Origin of the sequence: Pyxidicoccus trucidator (genome assembly GCF_010894435.1) — a bacterium.
Taxonomy (GTDB): domain Bacteria; phylum Myxococcota; class Myxococcia; order Myxococcales; family Myxococcaceae; genus Myxococcus; species Myxococcus trucidator.
Genome location: NZ_JAAIXZ010000003.1, coordinates 181,545 through 199,710, shown reverse-complemented (window position 1 = coordinate 199,710; position 18,166 = coordinate 181,545). Strand labels below are relative to the sequence as shown.

At 70.1% G+C, this 18,166-nt stretch carries 15 protein-coding genes; 3 read left to right on the top strand and 12 right to left on the bottom strand.

Annotated features, from left to right (window positions below; all coding sequences use genetic code 11):
* Positions 1 to 82 precede the first annotated feature (82 nt).
* Both G4D85_RS10890 and G4D85_RS10885 read right to left on the bottom strand, forming a co-directional pair.
* Positions 83 to 2,560 (bottom strand): hypothetical protein, encoded by a 2,478-nt coding sequence (locus tag G4D85_RS10890; protein ID WP_164010887.1) that lies wholly within the window; start codon positions 2,558 to 2,560, stop codon positions 83 to 85.
* Positions 2,561 to 2,647: 87 nt separating this feature from the next.
* Positions 2,648 to 3,016, bottom strand: coding sequence for a hypothetical protein (locus G4D85_RS10885; RefSeq protein ID WP_164010884.1), 369 nt, complete (start codon positions 3,014 to 3,016; stop codon positions 2,648 to 2,650).
* Between the two features lie 229 nt (positions 3,017 to 3,245).
* Between G4D85_RS10885 and G4D85_RS10880 the strand changes: the two genes are divergently transcribed.
* Positions 3,246 to 4,661 carry an RluA family pseudouridine synthase gene (locus G4D85_RS10880; protein WP_240359203.1) on the top strand — a complete coding sequence of 472 codons (1,416 nt, stop codon included), beginning with the start codon at positions 3,246 to 3,248 and terminating at the stop codon, positions 4,659 to 4,661.
* 82 nt (positions 4,662 to 4,743) lie between these two features.
* Here the strand turns inward: G4D85_RS10880 and G4D85_RS10875 are convergent, their stop codons facing one another.
* From G4D85_RS10875 to G4D85_RS10835, 9 genes are all read right to left on the bottom strand, one after another.
* Entirely contained in the window at positions 4,744 to 5,265 is a 522-nt protein-coding gene (locus G4D85_RS10875; RefSeq protein ID WP_164010882.1) for an MXAN_0125 family MYXO-CTERM protein, read from the bottom strand.
* Between the two features lie 112 nt (positions 5,266 to 5,377).
* Entirely contained in the window at positions 5,378 to 6,013 is a 636-nt protein-coding gene (gene upp / locus G4D85_RS10870) for a uracil phosphoribosyltransferase (protein WP_164010880.1), read from the bottom strand.
* Positions 6,014 to 6,039: 26 nt separating this feature from the next.
* The gene (locus G4D85_RS10865; protein ID WP_164010879.1) at positions 6,040 to 7,251 is read right to left on the bottom strand and encodes a DUF1688 family protein; all 1,212 of its coding nucleotides are present in this window, start codon (positions 7,249 to 7,251) and stop codon (positions 6,040 to 6,042) included.
* Entirely contained in the window at positions 7,244 to 8,491 is a 1,248-nt protein-coding gene (locus G4D85_RS10860; RefSeq protein WP_164010877.1) for a GTP cyclohydrolase II, read from the bottom strand. The genes G4D85_RS10865 and G4D85_RS10860 overlap by 8 nt, the downstream gene beginning before the upstream one ends.
* Before the next feature lie 60 nt (positions 8,492 to 8,551).
* Entirely contained in the window at positions 8,552 to 10,075 is a 1,524-nt protein-coding gene (gene mmsA / locus G4D85_RS10855; RefSeq protein WP_164010875.1) for a CoA-acylating methylmalonate-semialdehyde dehydrogenase, read from the bottom strand.
* 253 nt (positions 10,076 to 10,328) lie between these two features.
* Positions 10,329 to 10,733 (bottom strand): hypothetical protein, encoded by a 405-nt coding sequence (locus G4D85_RS10850; RefSeq protein WP_164010873.1) that lies wholly within the window; start codon positions 10,731 to 10,733, stop codon positions 10,329 to 10,331.
* 16 nt (positions 10,734 to 10,749) lie between these two features.
* Complete coding sequence (locus tag G4D85_RS10845; protein WP_164010871.1) at positions 10,750 to 11,367, bottom strand: hypothetical protein; 618 nt, start codon at positions 11,365 to 11,367, stop codon at positions 10,750 to 10,752.
* Between the two features lie 77 nt (positions 11,368 to 11,444).
* Complete coding sequence (locus tag G4D85_RS10840; protein ID WP_164010869.1) at positions 11,445 to 12,005, bottom strand: hypothetical protein; 561 nt, start codon at positions 12,003 to 12,005, stop codon at positions 11,445 to 11,447.
* Between the two features lie 10 nt (positions 12,006 to 12,015).
* Positions 12,016 to 14,211, bottom strand: coding sequence for a type VI secretion system Vgr family protein (locus tag G4D85_RS10835; RefSeq protein WP_240359202.1), 2,196 nt, complete (start codon positions 14,209 to 14,211; stop codon positions 12,016 to 12,018).
* A gap of 235 nt (positions 14,212 to 14,446) precedes the next feature.
* Between G4D85_RS10835 and G4D85_RS10830 the strand changes: the two genes are divergently transcribed.
* Positions 14,447 to 16,108, top strand: coding sequence for a type VI secretion system contractile sheath domain-containing protein (locus G4D85_RS10830; protein ID WP_164010866.1), 1,662 nt, complete (start codon positions 14,447 to 14,449; stop codon positions 16,106 to 16,108).
* A 78-nt stretch (positions 16,109 to 16,186) separates the two neighbouring features.
* Here G4D85_RS10830 and G4D85_RS10825 read toward each other — a convergent pair whose 3' ends face one another.
* A complete protein-coding gene (locus G4D85_RS10825; RefSeq protein WP_164010863.1) occupies positions 16,187 to 17,056 on the bottom strand; it encodes a helix-turn-helix domain-containing protein in 870 nt (289 codons plus the stop codon).
* Positions 17,057 to 17,113: 57 nt separating this feature from the next.
* Here G4D85_RS10825 and G4D85_RS10820 point away from each other — a divergent pair, with 57 nt between their 5' ends.
* Positions 17,114 to 18,139: a TolB family protein gene (locus tag G4D85_RS10820; protein ID WP_164010861.1), complete on the top strand. Its 1,026-nt coding sequence runs from the start codon at positions 17,114 to 17,116 to the stop codon at positions 18,137 to 18,139.
* Positions 18,140 to 18,166: the final 27 nt, after the last annotated feature.

Here is an 18,166-nt window from a genome sequence, read left to right as displayed (position 1 = left end):
GCGAAGCCTGTCATGGAATGGCAGGCTTCAACAAAGACTGCCCTCCATGGGGAAACCATTCGGGAGGGCTCCCGTCCGGGAGCTAGCGAAGCTCCAGTTGGTAGTGCATGGGGTACCCGTTGGCGGAGTTGGCCGTCACGTGGAGGGTGTAGCGCCCGGCCGTCCAGGTCGTGAAGCGCCCCTCCGCGTCGAGCGAGCGCGTGTGCTCACCAGGCCCCATCACCAGGACGAACACGCCCGCGGGGAAGAGCGCCTGCCGCGGCTCGTTGGCGGCGAGCTCCACGGAGACCACGTCCTTGTCCCCGGTCATCTCCAGGGCTCCCTCCATGGGGACGCCGAGCGTCAGCGGCGTGGCCTCGGTGGCGCGGTCGCCATGGTCATCCGGGCCCAGGTCCTCGACGGTGACGGTGTGCTCGCCCGGCTCGTTGCGGCCATGGATGGTGATGAAGAGCGGGCCTGCCTCCGGCATCTTCACCAGGACCCCCTGCTCCGTCCGGGTGCCGGTGAAGAACGGGTCCGAGGGGGAGGACACGGAGCAGAAGCGCGAGAGCGTCCCGTCCGGCCGCACGCACCGGACGCGGTAGTACCGCAGGGGGGCCGCTTCGAACCGGAGCACATCCGGGTCCTCGAAGGGCACATACACGCGGACGGGCACGCCAATGGAGATGGGAGTGGCCGTGGCCCGGTCATCCCCATGGTCATCCGGCCCCAGGTCCGTGGCCGTCACGGAGAGCACGACGCCCAGGGGCCCGCGCACCTCCAGGTAGACGACGCCCGCCTGCGCCGGAGCGTGCTCGATGAACATCCTGTCCGGAGCCTGGCTGGAGTGCATGGGCCACGAGTTCTCATTGAACAGGCGGAACGCGCAGGGGGCGGCCGCGTCTGCGCACGTGAAGCGATAGACATGGTCCGCCTCCACGGCGAACCGGAGGAAGTCCGTGTCCAGCGGGAGGTCGGTGCGGGTGGTGAACGAGGCGGGGAAGGACAGCGCGGCCGCGTCCGCGAGGCTGTCTCCATGGTCATCCTGCCGCGTCCGCAGGACGCAGGTGTAGGGCCGCGGCGTGCTCGCGCTCGGGCCGGAGAGCAGGACCGTGATTCGGGTCGCGACCCGAGGCTCCACGGCCAGGAAGCTCCGCGAAGCGCTCGAGAACCCTCCGCCCGTCGCATCTCCCCCGCTCCACTCCATCCGGAGCACGTCCTGCGGCCCCGTGGCGGCCCACTCACAGGTCAGCTCGTAGATGCCGTCTGGCTGCGCGTCGAAGGCGAAGGCGTCCACGTCGTCGCGCACCTGGAAGCTGCCCTGGCCCGGCGTCTCCGAGACGGTGAGCAGGGTGGCCTCCTCCTTCGTTTCGCCGTGGGCATCCAGTCCCCGGTCCTCCACCGACAGGCGGTACGCGCCGTCTCCGGAGACCCGCAGGAAGTGGGTGCCGGTGGAGCGGGGCTTCCACGAGGAGCCGCCGAAGGCCTGCCACGGCTGCGCACCTGCCTCCGCCGCGAGCAGGACCTCGCAGCGCCCCGAGCCCACCGGAACGCAGCTCACCTGGTAGTAGTGCGAGGCCACGAGCTGGAGCGAGAAGACGTCCCGGTCTCCCTGCGCCTCGAGGTTGCCGGCCAGCTCGCTCACGGGCAGGTCCAGCGCCGTGGCCCGGTCATTCGCGTCGCCGTGGTCATCCGGCCCCAGCGCCTCGAAGCGGCAGGTATAGCCGGGCGCCGGGTACTCGGGCTCCTCCTCCTCGGGTGAAAGAAACGCCTCGTCATACGAGATGGAGACGAACATCGTGCCCGACGTCTCCGCCTCGAAGGCCAGGCGGGCCTGCCCCTGCGCGGGGAACGCGTGCAGCTCGCCTCCCGCCAGGGACAGGCGCCAGGGGATGGAGTCACCCGGTCCCTCGCAGGTCAGGGCGTAGACATTCCCCGCCGTGGCGGCGAACGCGAAGACGTCCTGGTCGCCCGGCCCCTGCAGGCCGCCCGGAAACGGCTCGGGCGAAGGGCTGAGCAGGCTCGCCTCCTCGGGGCTGTCACCGTGCGCATCCAGGCCAAACCCCTGGAGCCGGTAGCGGAACGTGCCGGAGTCCGAAAGGAAGGTGGAGGACAACGTGACCATCGCGTACCAGGTTCCCTCCTCGGTGGCCCTGAAAGCGAGGCGGCCCTCCGGGCCCCCGGAGCCGAAGCGCGGTGGTGAGGCGATGACCCGCCCGGCCCCATCCAGGATGTGGACGGCGCAGCCCGCGAGCGTGATGCCCTGGCAGCTGAAGCGGTAGCGCTGGTCCTGCTCGACGGGAAAGGAGAGGAAGACGGCACTCATCACCGGCGCTGTCGGACGGACCAGCTCGGCCTCGGAGAAGTCCCCGTTCACCTCCACCGGAGTGGCGACGCGCCGGACGTGCTCCATCCGCTCCGGAAGCACCGTCCCGTCCTCCGCGAAGAAGGGGCATCCGAAGGCGGGCATCCCGCCACCGTCGCACTTGTCATCGCCACAGGCGGCGGACACCAGGGCCAGCACACACAACAGCAGGACGCGCATCCCGCGCTGCACCACGACTCCGACAGGGTTCACCATGCGGCGCGCAGACTGCCATGGAATGGCAGACATCAACAGTGGCTGCCCTTCATGGGGACTGCACCTCGGGTTGCTCCCGTCCGGGAGCTAGGGGTTGGACACGGACACGGACGAGTCACAGTCCGAGGTGCACCGACCGGAGCACGTCACCTGGCCGGGATACGAGTCGAGGACGACGCACTCGGTGCCGCCGGTGCAGGAGAGCAGGTCCGAACAGACGGTGGACTCGTTCACGCAGCGTGCCTGGGACACGCCATCCAGCGTGAAGGCGATGCAGCCGAGGCCCTGCGGGCACTGGGGCAGGTCCACGCCACACGCCTGCGCCTGGTCGAACGACTTCCCCTCCCTCAGGGTCAGCCGCCCCTTCCTCCACTGGTTCTCATCCGAGTCCTCCGAGCCACAGGCCGCGAAGCCCATCACCGCGAGGCAACATCCCAGCATCAGCTTCCAACGCATCGGTGCTCCTTCGGAGAGTGACATCGCGACCCGAGGAGCAAGGCGCGGACCAGGGGACGCGGCCCCACAATTCGCGCACTTGGAGTGGAGAGAAGCCCACGTCGTACTCGGAAATCTGAGAGAGGTGGTGGATTCGCGGTGCGCCAGCGAGGCGCCTGCCAGGCAGTCCGGCACCCGCCCGCTCCCACCCGTATCCGAGCCCAAGGTGCGACTGGTAGAGGGAGGCATCGTGAGCGAGGCGCCCCCGCCAGCAGGCCTGACGTACTTCGAGCCCCGGCCCGCTCTGTCCGAGCTGCCGGCACGGCTCGCGAGTCCGTTCGACCCGAGCCCTCCGCATCCACTCGCGCGCCGTGCCGCCGAGGCGCTGCAAGCGCGGCTACTGAGGGGAGACCTCACAGGCTTCGACGTGGGAGTCCTCGACGCACCCGGTGGCGGGAAGATGTTCGGGGTGCTGGTCGTCGCGGCGGGGGACGGCCGCCTCGGCTACCTGTGCGCGTTCTCCGGCATGCTCGGTGGAAGCTGGCACGTCGAGGGCTTCGCGCCGCCGCTGTTCGACCCCGTGTCGCGCGACACGTTCTGGCCTGAAGGGCAGGCGGAGCTGCGCGAGCTGGAATTGCGCCGCGCGGACCCGAGGGAGCCCGACGCGGGCCGTGCGGAAGTCGAGCACCTGCGCGCGGAGCGCTCGCGCCAGCTCTGGCGGCGGCTCACGGACAGCTACGTCCTCCCGAACGCGCGGGGGGAACGCCAATCCCTCACGGCCCTGTTCGAGCCCGAGGCGCCTCCAGGCGGAGCGGGAGACTGCGCCGCGCCCAAGCTCTTCGCCTGGGCGTATCAGCATCGCCTGAGGCCCGTAGCGCTCGCGGAGTTCTGGTGGGGTGCGCTGCCAGTGAAGGGCGAGCGACTCACGGGTGGGTACTACCCGGCCTGTCAGGGCAAGTGCGGGAAGGTGTTGCCGTACATGCTGGAAGGGCTGGCCGTGGACCCGGCGCCGCCCGGGAGCACGGGCCCCATGCCGCTGGAGGAGCCACGGCTCGTGTTCGAGGACGCGTGGCTGCTCGTGGTGGACAAGCCGGCCGGGCTGCCCTCCGCGCCCGGCCGCCATGCGCCGCAGCGGGACTCGGTGCTCGTCCGCTTCCAGCAGCGGGCGCCGGAGGCGTCGAAGCTCGCGGTCGTGCATGCGCTCGACACCGAAGCCTCCGGGATCCTGCTCCTGGCGAAGGACGCGGAGACACTGGCGGCACTGCGCCGGCAACTGGCGCGCCGTGAGGCGGACCTGCGCCACGTGGCCTGGCTCGACGGAGCGGTGACCGGAGACCACGGCGTCATCGAGCTACTGCTCCGTTCGGACGTGGATGAGCAACTCCGGCACCTCGTGGACCCGGCCCACGGCAAGCGCGCGGTGACGGAGTGGCGCGTCACCCAGCGGGCCGACGCCCGGACCCGCGTCACGCTCCTGCCGCGGACCCGACTCACTCACCAACTCCGAGCCCACGTTGCGCATCCGCTCGGCCTCGACGCTCCCATCATCGGTGACACGCTGTACGGCCGCGATGACACACGGCTGATGCTCCACGCCGAGGCGTTGGCGTTCGCCCATCCACGCACCGGCGAGCGCCTCGAATTCGAGAGCCGCCCGCCGTTCTGACAAGGCGTTGGCGTTCACCCATCCACGGAACGACAAGCGCCTCGCGTTCGATAACCGCCCGCCGTCCTGAAGAGCCGACGTCTCAGCCGCGCCGCCGCCTGCGCACCACCGGCACCGCCAGGAGCATCACCCCCAGCGCGGCCAGCGCGCCGGGAGCCGCGGCACAGCCCTCGTCATCCGACGGGAAGGTCGAACACCGGATGTCCGCGAACAGGGTCAGGGTCTGCTCCTCACCGTCGCCAATCTTCACGCGGTAGGAGTCCTGCATGGAGACATCCTGGCTCAGCCGCTGGACTTCGCTGTAGGAGAAGAAGGCCTGTTGCCCGGACTCGAGCTGCGCAGTGCAGCCCGTCAGCCGGCACGCGTCATCCTGAAGCGGCACCTCCGTCAGCGTCACGGGCACATCGCAGTTGTTCCCTACCAAGACGGCCTGGCGGTTCTCACTGGAGGTGACGGTGAGGCACGAGTCAGCGGGACTCAGGCGCGGGTTCTGCACGAAGCAGCCAAGCGGCTCCTTCGCCCACGCCGCTCCCGAGAACCCCAGCACTCCCACGAACCCGAGCCACGCCGCTACACCCCGGGCCTGAAGACACATCCGACGCATTCACAGACTCCCTGCTCCTGGCGCGCCGGCCCTCGCGGAACGTGCATTCTGCCCCGACTCCGTTCCGGAGCCCAGGGGCTTGCTGCCAGGAGAGGGAGCCACCGCCTCCGCGCTACTTCGTCCCGAACAGCCGGTCGCCCGCGTCACCGAGGCCCGGGATGATGTACCCGTGCTCGTCGAGCTTCTCGTCCACCGCGGCCGTGTACACGTGCACGTCCGGGTGGTGCTCGCGCAGGTTCATCAGCCCTTCCGGGCTCGCCAGCAGACACACGAAGCGCACCGAGCCGGGCTTGCTCTTCTTCAGCCGCTGGAGCGCCGCCACCGCCGAGTTGCCCGTGGCCAGCATCGGGTCGCACACCACCACGTCGCGGTCCGCCAGCTGGCCCGGCACCCGGTAGTAGTACTCCACCGCCGCCAGCGTCTCCGGGTCTCGGTACAGGCCGATGTGCCCCACGCGCGCGGACGGCACCAGCTGCAGCATCCCGTCCAGGATGCCCTGCCCCGCGCGCATGATGGCCACCAGCACCAGCTTCTTCCCATCCAGCACCGGCGCCATCATCGTCGCCATCGGCGTCTGGATTTCCTCATCGCGCAGCTTCAAGTCCCGGAAGGCCTCGTAGGCCAGCAGCAGCGAGATTTCCTGGAGCAGGGCGCGGAAGGAGGCAGTGCTCGTCTCCGCCCGCCGCATCAGCGTCAGCTTGTGCTTCACCAGCGGATGGTCCACCACCGTGCAGTTCGGGAATTGCATTGCGTGCTCCCTCGGTAAACCCGTCTTCAGAACACCGTGCCGTCACTGTCCACGCGGATGGGCGGCACACCGCCAGGCCGCAGCTCCGCCGCCACCCGCCGTCCCGCCGTCCACGTCCCGCCCTGGAGCACCTTCGCCAGCGGCAGCTCCTCGGCGTTCATCCCCAGCCGGCCGCGCACCAGCGCCGCCACCCTGTCGAGCAGCGCCACCGTCAGCGCGCGCCACTCCACAATCGGCTCGTCGCCCGGGTGCAGCGCCACCGTGGTGATTTTCGTGTCCCGGGGCACCAGCACCCCCAGGTCCACGAAGAGGCCCCCGTTGCGGTACTCGGGCAGGCCGGTGAGGCCGTCCAGCTCCGACACCACCACGCCGGCCTCCGCCAGCGGCTCCACCAGCGAGTACGTCAGCCACTGCGACAGCTTGTGGAAGGGCACCAGCGCGTCCACGCTCTCCACCGGGCCCAGCGCCGAGTGCGGCCACACGTCGCCCAGGTTCACCGCGTCCACCATGACGCGGCCCGGCCAGATGGGGCCCAGCACCTCCAGCACCAGCCCCAGCAGCTCCGAGGCCCGCACGCCGCGCCGCTGCGCGGTGATGATGTCGAACAGCGCGCCCGGCCGGGGCAGCACCTTCGCCAGCCCGTGCAGCAGGTGCAGCCGTCCCTCCAGCCCGTCCAGCGGGTTGGACTCCGATACCTGCATCCCCTGCGCGAGCGACTCGCGGGTGAGCCGGCCCAGCGCCTCCGCGTCCGCGCGCAGCGGCCGGTCCGGGTCCGAGGAGAAGACGCCGTCCATGAACATGCGGAAGCTGGCCACCGCCAGGCCCTCGGAGCGCGCCCACGTGCCGCCGCCGCGCTCGCGGTAGCGCCACTTCGGCCCGCTGCCCGCGTCCAGCAGCACGCTCACCACCACCAGGTCCAGCTTCGCCCGGGCCCGCTCCTGCGGCGACGCGTCCTTCAGCCGCTCATCCAGCTCCTCCACGCGCTTCACGCCGCCCGCGTCGAAGTGGCCCCAGCGGCTGTGCAGGGGAATGTCCAGGTTCGGGTACAGCTCCCGCGTCACCTCCAGCACCCGGTCCACCACCGCCGGCAGCCGCGCGGGCTCCACGCGGAAGTGCGCCAGCCGGCCGGCGAGCCCCAAGTCGAGCAACTGGTGGCACCGCTCGCGGATGGCGGCCGGCGTGCGCAGCCACGCCACGGCCGGAGAGACGTCCGCCCTCGCCAGCGAGTTGTCAGACATCGAGCCCCCGTCCCTTCACCTGCGCCAGCGTGGCCGCGTCCGCGACGGGACCCTTGGTGAAGTAGCCCGCCGCCTTCTTCGCCTCCATCTCCACCTTGGCGTCGGCGGGGATGAGGTCCTCCGGAATCGGCACGCGCTCCAGGATTTCGATGCCCGAGCGGGTAATCGCGTCGTGCTTCATGTCGCTCATGGACACGAAGCGGTGGATGCGGGTGATGCCCAGCCAGTGCAGCACGTCCGGCATCAGCTCCTGGAAGCGCATGTCCTGGACGCCGGCCACGCACTCGGTGCGATGGAAGTAGGTGGCCGCCGAGTCGCCGCCCTCCTGCCGCTTGCGCGCGTTGTAGACGAGGAACTTCGTCACCTCGCCCAGCGCGCGGCCCTCCTTGCGCAGGTAGACGATGAGGCCCGCGCCGCCGTTCTGCGCGGAGCGCACGCACTCCTCGATTCCGTGCGCCAGGTACGGCCGGCACGTGCAGATGTCGCTGCCGAACACGTCCGAGCCGTTGCACTCGTCATGCACGCGCACCGCCAGCGGGACTTCCTTGTCCGCCAGCGTCGCGATTTCGCCAAAGACATACAGCGTGAGCCCGCCGATGGGCGGCAGGAAGACGTGCAGGTCCGGGCGGGTAATCAGCTCCGGGAACATGCCGCCCGTCTGCTCGAAGAGGCCGCGGCGCAGCGCGCTCTCCGTCAGCCCGAAGCGCTTCGCGATGCCCGGCAGGTACCACACCGGCTCCACCGCGGCCTTCGTCACCTTGACGTCGCCATTGGCCGCGAGCAGGTCGCCATCCGGCTTCAGGCGCCCCGCCTCAATCGCGTCGCGAATCTCCGGCAGGTTGATGTGCGCCTTGGTGACGGCGATGGTGGGCCGGAAGTCGACGTCCTGCTCCGAGAAGGCGCGGAAGACCTGCGGCGCAATCGCGCCCCACGGGTCCAGCGAGACGATGCGCTCGGGGTTGCTCCAGGACGGGTACGGCCCCACCTGCGCGGCGGGCGCGGTGTTCTTGAGGTCCGCCTTGTGGTCCTGCGGGAGCTGGCCGGCGGCCACGGCGAGCGCGCGGTAGACGGAGTACGCCCCGGAGTGGGTGCCGATGACGTTGCGGTGCGCGGGCTCGGTGAGGGTGGCCACCACGGGGCCGCGGCGCAGCGGCTCGGCGTCTCCCCAGCGGATGGCGACGCTGTCCCCATCCGGGTGCGAGGTGAGACGGATATGGTTGACGGGCTTCTTGTCTGCCATGGGAGCGCCCTCCTTGCGGGCGCGGGGGTGTGTCGAGCGCGAGGAGTCGAAGCGAAAGGGTCAGCTCATCCACGAGCCGTCGGTGCGAGCCGACCACTTGCGGGTGACCTTCTTCAGCTGCGTCCAGAAATCGAGGCTGGACGGACCGGTGATGTCGCCATGGCCGAAGCGCGAGTCACCGGTACCGCCAAACGAGAAGGGCTCACGCGGCACCGGGACGCCCACGTTGACGCCCACCATGCCGGCGCGCACGCCCTCCACCACCGCCTGCGCCACCGCGCCGTTGGTGGTGAAGATGGACGCCGCGTTGCCGTAGGGCGACGCGTTCTCGAGTTCCAGCGCGGCGGACAGCGTCGGCACGCGGATGATGGACAGCACCGGGCCGAACAGCTCGCGCTTCGCGGCCTCCATCTCCGGGCGCACGCCGTCGATGACGGTGGGCCCCAGCCAGTTGCCGCCGACCCACACCTCGCCGGAGGGCCGCTTGCCTCGCCCGTCGAGCACCACCTTCGCCCCCTCGGCCTCCGCGCGGGCGATGGCCGTCTCCAGCCGGTCCACCGCGCCCCGGTCGATGAGGGCGCCCATGCCGGGGCCTGGCGCGAGCCGCTCGGCGCGGCGGATGATTTCCTTCAGCAGCGGCTCCACGTCACCGACGGCCAGCAGCACGCTGGCGGCCATGCAGCGCTGGCCCGCGCAGCCGGTGAAGGAGTCGACGACGGACTGCGGGGTGAGCTCCGGGTCCGCGTCGGGGACGACGATGACGTGGTTCTTCGCGCTGCCCAGGGCGAGCACGCGCTTGCCGCGCTTGCAGCCCTCCGCGTACAGGTGCCGCGCGACGGCGGACGAGCCCACGAAGGCAATGGCCTGCACGTCCGGGTGGGCCACCAGCGCGTCCACCGCCTCCTTCCCGCCGTGCACGACGGAGAAGACACCGGGCGGGAAGCCGGCCTCGCACATCAGCTCGCCGAGCGCGGTCGCCGTGAGCGGCACCTTCTCGGAGGGCTTGAGGATGAAGGCGTTGCCCAGCGTGACGGCGATGGGGAACATCCACATCGGAACCATGGCCGGGAAGTTGAACGGAGTGATTCCGGCGACGATGCCGAGCGGCTCGCGGCGCAGCTCGCAGGTGACGCCGCGGCTGACCTCCATGTGGCCGCCGGTGTCGAGGTTCTGCAGGGACAGCGCGAAGTCGCAGACCTCCATGCCCTTGAGCAGGCCGGCGCGCCCCTCCGCCACCGTCTTGCCGGCCTCGCTGGCAGCGAGATTCGCCAGCCGGTCGAGGTCGCGCTCCAGGAGCTGGCGGAAGCGGAGGAGATGCTGGGTGCGCTCACGCAGCGGCGTGGAGCGCCACAGGGCAGCGGCGGGCCGGGCGGCCTCCACGGCCTGGGCGACTCCGGCCGCGGGCGTCAGTGGCACTCGGCCGATGACGGTGCCCGTGTACGGGCTGCGTACGTCGAGCAAGGGCGCGCCATGTGGCACCTGCCACTCGCCTCCCACCAGATTTCGACAAGGAACAACGCTCTCAGGTAGCTGGATGAAGGACACGCGCACCCCCCAGGCGGAGCGTGATGAGGTGCGATCCATCTTAACCGCGAGCGTGGACAACCCGGCAACCCAAGCCCCGAGCGGGTCATTCATGAATCGGTTGACTGTCACGCAGGCAGGCAGCCGGAGTGCTGGAAAGGTGACCAATGCAGAGCGTCAAATGACGCAAGCCGACGTGGAACCCGCGGGCGAGGGAGCGAGCCGGGCGGATCATCCCAGGCGTGGGGACCTGTCACGGTGGGTGTCCGCGAAGGGCCTGCCGGACGGTGGACGCGCGGGGTGGAGCGCGAGGTCAGGCGGACAGGCCGAGCGCCGCGCGAAGCCGGGTGAGGGTGGCGGTGTCGTCCGCGTCGGGTGGGAGACCCTGGCTCCGGGCCTCGTCGTACAGCCCGAGCGCGTACTGGAAGCGGGCCGTCGCGGTGGCGGTGTCACCCTGCTGCTGGAGCACCTCGCCATCCTCGGCGACCAGCCGGGCGAGGACCTTCACGCGCGAAGGGTCGCCGAGCAGCCGCGCGGTGGACGCGGGGTCCGCGAGCAATAGGGCGCCGTACTCCATGCCGAGCGCGAAGAGCGCCGTGTCCTGGATGAGGCGCTGCGCGTCCGCGAGCCGCTGCTCCTGGCGGGCCTTGATGATGCGGGCCAGCGCGGCGGCGAACTCCTCGATGAGGCGCTCGATGTAGTCCTTGCGGATGGACATGGGACGTGAGGCTGACTCAGGCAGCCCACCAGTCGCGGCGGGACCAGGTGGAGAGTACATGGTAGTTCGGGGGCGTTTGGAAGTAGCGCAACCAGCGGTTGGCCCTCGCGTCGTTCCGCTGCCGCAGCAACGTGATGTCGTCGGCTCTCAGCGTCTCCGCCGTCACCATGTAGAAGCCCCGCGACGGTGGCTGCGGCAAGCCCTCCTCCTGCCATCTGGAAACGAGCTGAACTGGTTCCAAGGGCTCGAGTGCATAGGGCCACTCCCGCCCATTCGCACAAGCGGCGGCGCCACAGGCCTGGACGTAGGAGCACATGAATCGCTCGAGCCACTCTCCCTGAGCCATTCCACCGGGCTCCACGAAGGGCACCTGGTCGTCGATCTCCACTCCAAGCCCCGTGGAGTCGCCCCACTTCCAGAAGTAGAGGTAGAGAGACGCTCGAATGGACTTGCTGAAGTAGTCCACCACCAGCCCATCCCACGCGCTCGCAATCCTCAGCGGGTCTTCACCCGTGCGAAGGGGGCGCACCGAGTCGTCCTGGAACTCCAGCCGTCCGGAGCGCTCGTCCCGCCCCAATCGTGCGAGCTCCCTGGCCTCGAACTGGTGGAGCCCACGAAGGTTCCCCGTCTTCACGAAGACTTCTTCGACCGATGAACGCACAGGGGATAGCAGGAACCAGCTCGGCACACCCATGGAACACGCCCCGGCAGTCAGGAAAAGCGAACGAAAATCACTTCGAACCCGGCATCCTGTAGCGATTCGAGCCGCCTGTCCCCACGCTGTGACTCCGGCACCTTGTAGGAAACCCTGAAGCCACGCTGCGCGAGTCCCTGATTGTTGCGGAACTGGGTGGAGCCTCCGTAAGAGCCTCCTTGATTCTTGCACTCGGTGATGACCCGCTTGTCGGGAGCATGGTCGAGCTCTCGAAGCTGACCGCACTTGATGCACACAGCTTTGATGTGCTGATGGTCGCCCTTGGCTCCGGCGGATTCTTCGTCAGGTGTGGCTCCCCGCGAAATCTGCCGGCCATGGGTGATGTGCCCGAGCCGGACATTGTATTCGGCTGCGGCAATCTCGAACGGGTCGTTCCCTGCCTCCCTCATCTTCTCGATGCGATTGAGAGGGCTGGCTTCAGCAGGGTCCACGTCCGGGAAGTAGATGCGCTCGGCATGCTCACCAGGAGGACAGGGATTTTCCACCATGGGCCGCGCAAACGGTAGCTCGCCGCCGCCATGAATCTTCAGCACCTGCCTTCCCTTGAACCTGGCCATTGGCTCGCTCCTACTTCTCCTCGACGAGGATGGTGCGACCGAAGAGCTGGACCCGACCGGACTGCTCCACCTGGAGCGCCACCCTATCGTTGACGACGATGGTGAGCTTCTCTGCCTTCAACTCGAAGGACTTCGCCTGCAAGGACTGCGCACCGTCGATACGCAGGTGCATGCCCTCATCGGCGTGAACCTCCCAGTCCTCACCGATGGTCAACGTGGCGGAGCCATCCCCTTCCACCCAGTCGTTGCCGCCCACCTGGAGTTGCTTGTCTCCCGCGACGGTTTCCTGCTGGAAGCCCACCACGTCCACCGCCTTGAGTCCCCCCACCTGCTCCGTCTTCGCCCCGCCCGTGGCCTCGTTGCAGGCCAGTGCCACGTTGACGCTGTAGGCCCCGCCAATGGTGGTGGCCTTCGCCAGGGCCACGTTCTCCATGGCACCCTGGGCAATACTCGTCGTGAGCCCCTTCCCCACCGTCATGGCCTGGTTACCTTCGACCGACTCGTCGTGGCTGCCCTGCGTCATGGTGTCCCGGTGCTTCCGCACCCGGAACGTATGATTCCCCTCCACCGCGCCCATGTCGTCCGTCTCGACGCGCAACTCATGGTTCCCCTCTACCGTGCGCTTGCGGTCCTTCTTCACCCGCAGGTCCTCGTACCCGCGCACCCGCTGGTCCTTGTCGTTCTCCGTGAGCAGGTCCTCGTCCTTCTGCGCGTGGGTGAAGACCGCCTCCTCGCTCGCGGAGTCTTCAATCCGCACCTCGTTGAAGCCGTTGCTGCCCAGGCTGGAGGCGCTCTTGCGCGTGGACTTCGTCTTCTCGTCCGGCAGCGCGTACGGCGTCGTGTTGGTGCCGTTGTAGACGGCCCCCGCCACCAGCGGCCGGTCCGGGTCTCCCTCCAGGAAGCGCACAATCACTTCCTGGCCGATGCGCGGCAGCCACACGTCGCCCCAGGCCGGACCGCCCCACGGCTGGCCCACGCGCACCCAGCACGAGGACTTCTCGTCCCCCTTGCCCTCCCGGTCCCAGTGGAACCGCACCTTGATGCGGCCGTGCGCGTCGGTGTGGATTTCCTCGCCCGCCGGGCCCGTCACCGTGGCCGTCTGCGGGCCGGCGATTTGAGGCAGCGGCGTCAGCCGGCGCGGCCGGAAGGGCACCGCCTTGGGCAGCAGGTGGAACTGGCTGCGATAGAGCCCCTGCAGGGACTCGCTGCCGCCCGACACGTCCGGCTGCACGCCCGAGTGCACCACCTCGGTGATGAGGTACTCGCCCGCGAAGGTGCCGTCCTCCGGCGCGTCCAGCTCCAGCACGTAGCCAGGTGTCAGACGTGGCGCGATGGCATCTCCCGATAGGGTTCGTCCACTCATGGCCACCGCTTCCACGCGCACTCCCGCCGCGGACCTGCCCACGCCCGGGGCCACGTAGCCGGCCGGGTAGTCGTAGATTTCGAGCGCCCTCATGCCCTCGGGCGCCTTGCCCCTGCCGGAGATGTCCAGGGCGGGCTTCTCGAAGTCGAAGTCCTTCAGGTGCACCGCGCCGGGCCGCAGCCGGTGCACCACCTCCAGCGCGTAGACGAACTCGCCGTCCACCGCTTCCTTGCCCATGCGCGGGCGCAAGGGCAGCGCCTGGCCCTGCGGCAGCGGCACGTGCGCGCTGGGCTTGTCGCCCAGCACCAGCGTGTGGCCCGCGTCCGTGTGCTCGAAGAAGTAGAAGATGCCCTCCCACTCCATGAGGCGGCTGACGAAGGCGAAGTCACTCTCGCGGTACTGCACGCAGTACTCGCGCGGCGCGTAGCTCGCGGACAGCGCCAGCCGCACCTCCACCCCTCCCTCGCCCAGCACGGCCTTGAGGATGTCGGGCACGCTCTGGTTCTGGAAGATGCGGCTCCTGTGCACCCGCGACAGGCGCCACAGCTTCGGCACCACGTGGGCCCGGTAGCGGCGCCGGCCCGTCTTCACCCCCAGCGACTCCACCTCACGCACCTGGCCGTGCACATAGCGCGGGCTGCCTTCGCGCACCGCCAGCGTCAGCAGCGCGTCCTTGCCGATGAAGTCCGCCAGCCCCAGCGGCTCGCCGTCCTTCGTGAAAAAGTCGACCTGGAAGTCGAACAGCCGGCTGACGCCCTCCGTGCCGGAAACCTCTGAGACGGCCAGCACCTCGGCTCCGAGCGCCCCAACCCGCAGCGTGAACGCCGGTAGGTCCGTCCGCACGGAGGTGCTCCTTCGGTGGCTCCCACCCCGCACCCACCGTCAGGACATGATGCCACCTCGCGCCGGCAACTCGGGCCGGGCACGCCGACGCACGGTCCTCCAGGACACAGACGAACGGGGAGCCAGGGCCCGGCGCGTCACGGGGACTGAATGCGCAACAAGTGCCGCCCCCCCTCTGAAACCCCGGCCCGGCGCGCTAACGTAGGGGCCTCCACGACACAGGCGGGAACGGTTCATGAGTCAGAGCGGAAGCAGTGCAGAGGGTGCGCGCGTGCGGTGGCTGGTGGCGGGAGCCTTCTCCCCCGCTCCCTCCGGCCGGCGCTTCCACCTCACCCCCGAGTCCTTCGGCACCGAGCTCGCGCGCGCCGCCACCGGCCTGCGCATCACCGTGGCCGACCGGCTCGGCGCCGGTGACACCCGCACCTTCGAGCTGTCCTTCGACCGGCTCCGCTCCTTCGGCCTCGCCGACCTCGTCTCCACCGTCCCGGAGCTGCGCGCCCTCCACGCGCTCCACGGCGAGCTGTCCGGCGGCGACCCGCTGCGTCCGCTCTCCGCTGAAGAGGCCGCCACCCGCGTCGCCACCATCACCGGCCCCGGCCGCCTCCCCGACGCCGTCGCCGAGGCCCTCCGCGCCACCGTGACGCCCCTCCCCACCGTGCCGCCGCCTCCCGAGACGTCCGGAGAGGAGCTGGTGGAGGCGATGCTCAACCGCGCCGACGCGGGCTCCCCCGCGGCGGCCTCGCGCGTCGTGGACGCCTTCCTGCGCGCCGTCAACCCGAAGGCCCCCGCCTCCACGTCCTCCGCGCCGGCTTCGCCCTCCACCTCGCGCAAGACGGCCCGGGACCTCGTCGAGGAGGCCATGCTCCTCACCGCGAAGGACATCCTCGCCTCCGAGCCCGTCGCCCGCCTCGAGTCCGCGTGGCGCGGCCTGAAGTGGCTGCTGGACCAGTGCCCCAAGTCCTCGGGCCTCGCCGTGGAGGTGCTCGACGTGGCCCGTCCCGCCCTCCTGGAGTCGCTCCAGGACGCGCTCGCGGCCGAGCCGTTCGAGCGTCCCGATGCCGCCTTCGTCGTGGAGGCGAGCGATGACGTCGGCCTGCTCGGGAAGCTCGCGGCGCTCGGTGAGCGCGCGCAGGTGCCCGTGGTGGCCGCCGTGTCTCCGACTCTCCTGGGCGTGGCTCCGGGCGAGCTGTCCGTGGCCCTGGAAGAGGAGCGCGAGAGCGTCTCCGAGGCCTGGACGGAGCTGCGCCAGGACGAGTCCTCGCGCTGGCTGTGCGCCGTCCTCAACCGCGCGGTGGTCATCAGCGAGGGCCGCGGCGTGGCGAAGCGCACGGCCTTCACCAGCCCCGCGCTCGCGGTGGCGGCGATGCTCGCGGCCAGCTTCCGCGACACCACGGCCTTCGCGCGCATCATGGGCCAGCCCGGCGGCCTGCGCGCGCCGTCCACCTGGGAGCTGCCCTCGGGCCGCGACAAAGGCCTGGGCATTCCCACCGAGCTGTTCCTCCCCATCCGCGCGCAGTCGCGCCTGGAGTTGCGGGGCATCCTCGGGCTCGGCAGCGGGCGCAACGCGGACGCGGTGCTGCTGGCCGCCGCGCCCACGGTGTTCGGCGGAGGCTACGCTGTGCCGCTGCCCGCGCAGCTGCTCACCGGCCGCATCGTCCGCTTCGCCACCTGGGTGCGAGATCAGCTCCCGCCCGGCTCCGGCAACGAAGACGTCTCCTCCATCTTCTCGCAGGCCGCCGAGGTGTTCCTCTTCCGGGGCGCCACCGACAACGGCCAGGTCCGCGCGGAGCTCGTCTCCACCGACAACGGCAAGGGCGTCCACGTCAGCGCCACCGTCCGGCCGGAGCATGCCGGCACCCGCTTCCAGCTCGCCTTCGTCCTGCCCCTGCGCGGCTGAGGGAAGGGCGCGGGCGGGGGAAGCGCCGAGGTGTCCGACGCGGCGGTGCGCGCGCTGGAGGCCAGGCTCGACACCGACTCACACGGCTGAGGGCCCGTGCCGCTTGCGATACGCGCGCGATGAGACACCGAACGCCCGCGTGAAGCTCGTCGTGAAGTGAGCCAGGTCCCCGAAACCCGCCTCCATCGCGACCTCGGTGATGGGCATGCGGGTCGCGCGCAGCAGCGTCGCGGCCGCGCGCAGCCGGGTGGCGATGACGAACTGACGCGGAGTCTGTCCCGTCATCACCCGGAAGACGCGCAGGTAGTGGAAGCTGCTCAGGCCCGCGTGCGCGGCCAGCGTGTCGAGGGAGCAGTCCCCGGCGCTGTGCGCTTCGACATACCGCAGCGTCCTGGCGACGCGGTGCGCCTGCCCTGACGTGGGCGCCTTCACCGCGCTGGCACCGCCCGGGTCCGCCGTCAGCGCCACCGCCGCCACCGTCAGCGCGGCCTCCTTCACGGTCTCCGGCTCGCCGGTGCGCATGGCCTGGTGCGCGAGGACCACCGCATCCGCCGAGGCCGCCGAGGCCGGAATGCACGCACTGCCAAAGGCTCGCCTCTCATGGAGCCGGCGCCCCAGGGAGCGGCTCACGTCGTCGAGGAAGGCCTCCGCGTAGTCGAAGACGACGGAGCGGTCCCCACCCTCATCGACATGGCGGTACGCGTACGCGCCCAGGGCGTTGCCGAGCAGCAGGGCCCCCGGGCTCACGAGCACCTCACCCTGCTCCGACCGGGCGTGAAAAGTCCCCGCCAGCATCACGCTGATGTGGACGCGCGAGTGCTCACCTTCGGAGACGGGACTGCACGTGCCCTGCTGGCAGACACAGTCCCAGGCGCGGAACGTCTCGCCATGCCCGAGCACATGCAGGCCACACGGCCTCACGGGGAAGGAGCCCGGACCCGGTGCCACGGCTGCCGCAACATTCCCAAAGTTTCGCGCCACACCGCGATGCTACTGCATCGACGCATGCTCGAACTGAAGCAGGCTCCCCGCACCCTCGAACTCCCACCGCGCTTCCGAGGAACGCGCTCGCTGCTCACCGTGCTCCTCCTGAGCGCCCTGCTGACCGGGTGCCGCGCACCCTCCAGCCAGACCGCGCCCACCCGAGGAGCGCAGGCTCCCGAGCTCTACGGGGCCGGCCTCTTCACCACCGGCGCCTGGGACTTCTTCATGGCGTTCTCCCCGAACCAGCAGCGCGTGCTCTTCGGCCGCGCGGACGACCGCTTCGAGCACTACGAAATCTTCGAGACACGGCTCGGTGACGACGGGCACTGGTCCCCGCCCGTGAAGCCACGCTTCGCAACGAAGTGGAGCAATGCCGACCCGCACATCTCGCCGGATGGGCGGACCGTGTTCTTCATCTCCAACCGCCCCCATCCTGGAGAGGCTGCCCAACGGGCGACGCACGACATCTGGATGGCGGCGCTGCAGACCGACGGAGAGTGGGGCGAGGCCACGCGCCTCCCCGCGCCGGTGAACGATGCGAACCTCGACGAGTGGTCTCCCGCCGTCGCCGCCAACGGCAACCTGTACTTCGGGGCCGAACGCCCCGGGACTCGTGGCGGCAGTGACCTCTGGGTCTCCCGACTCGTGGGCGGCGTGTATCAACCTCCCGAGAACCTGGGCGACGCCATCAACACACCCTCCGCCGAAGTCGAACCCTGGATTGCCCCGGACGAGCGCTACCTCCTCTTCAGCGCCCTGCGTCGCGCGGATGGCCTCGGCGGCTATGACCTCTACCTCAGCCGCAGGCTCCCGGACGGAGGCTGGGAGAAGGCACGCCTGCTCGGGAATGGCATCAGCACCCAGGCCAGCGACTACAACCAGAGCGTCTCGCCGGATGGGGAGTGGCTGTACTTCAGCAGCACCCGGCCGTTCACCGGAGCCCTGGGAGCGCGGTTCGACGCCCCCAGGAACGACGGTGCCCTCCAGGGCATCGGCAACGGCACGGGCGACATCTACCGGGTGCCGATGAGCGCGCTGGGCCTGTGATTCCCGACGGGCCGCGCCTCACGGACG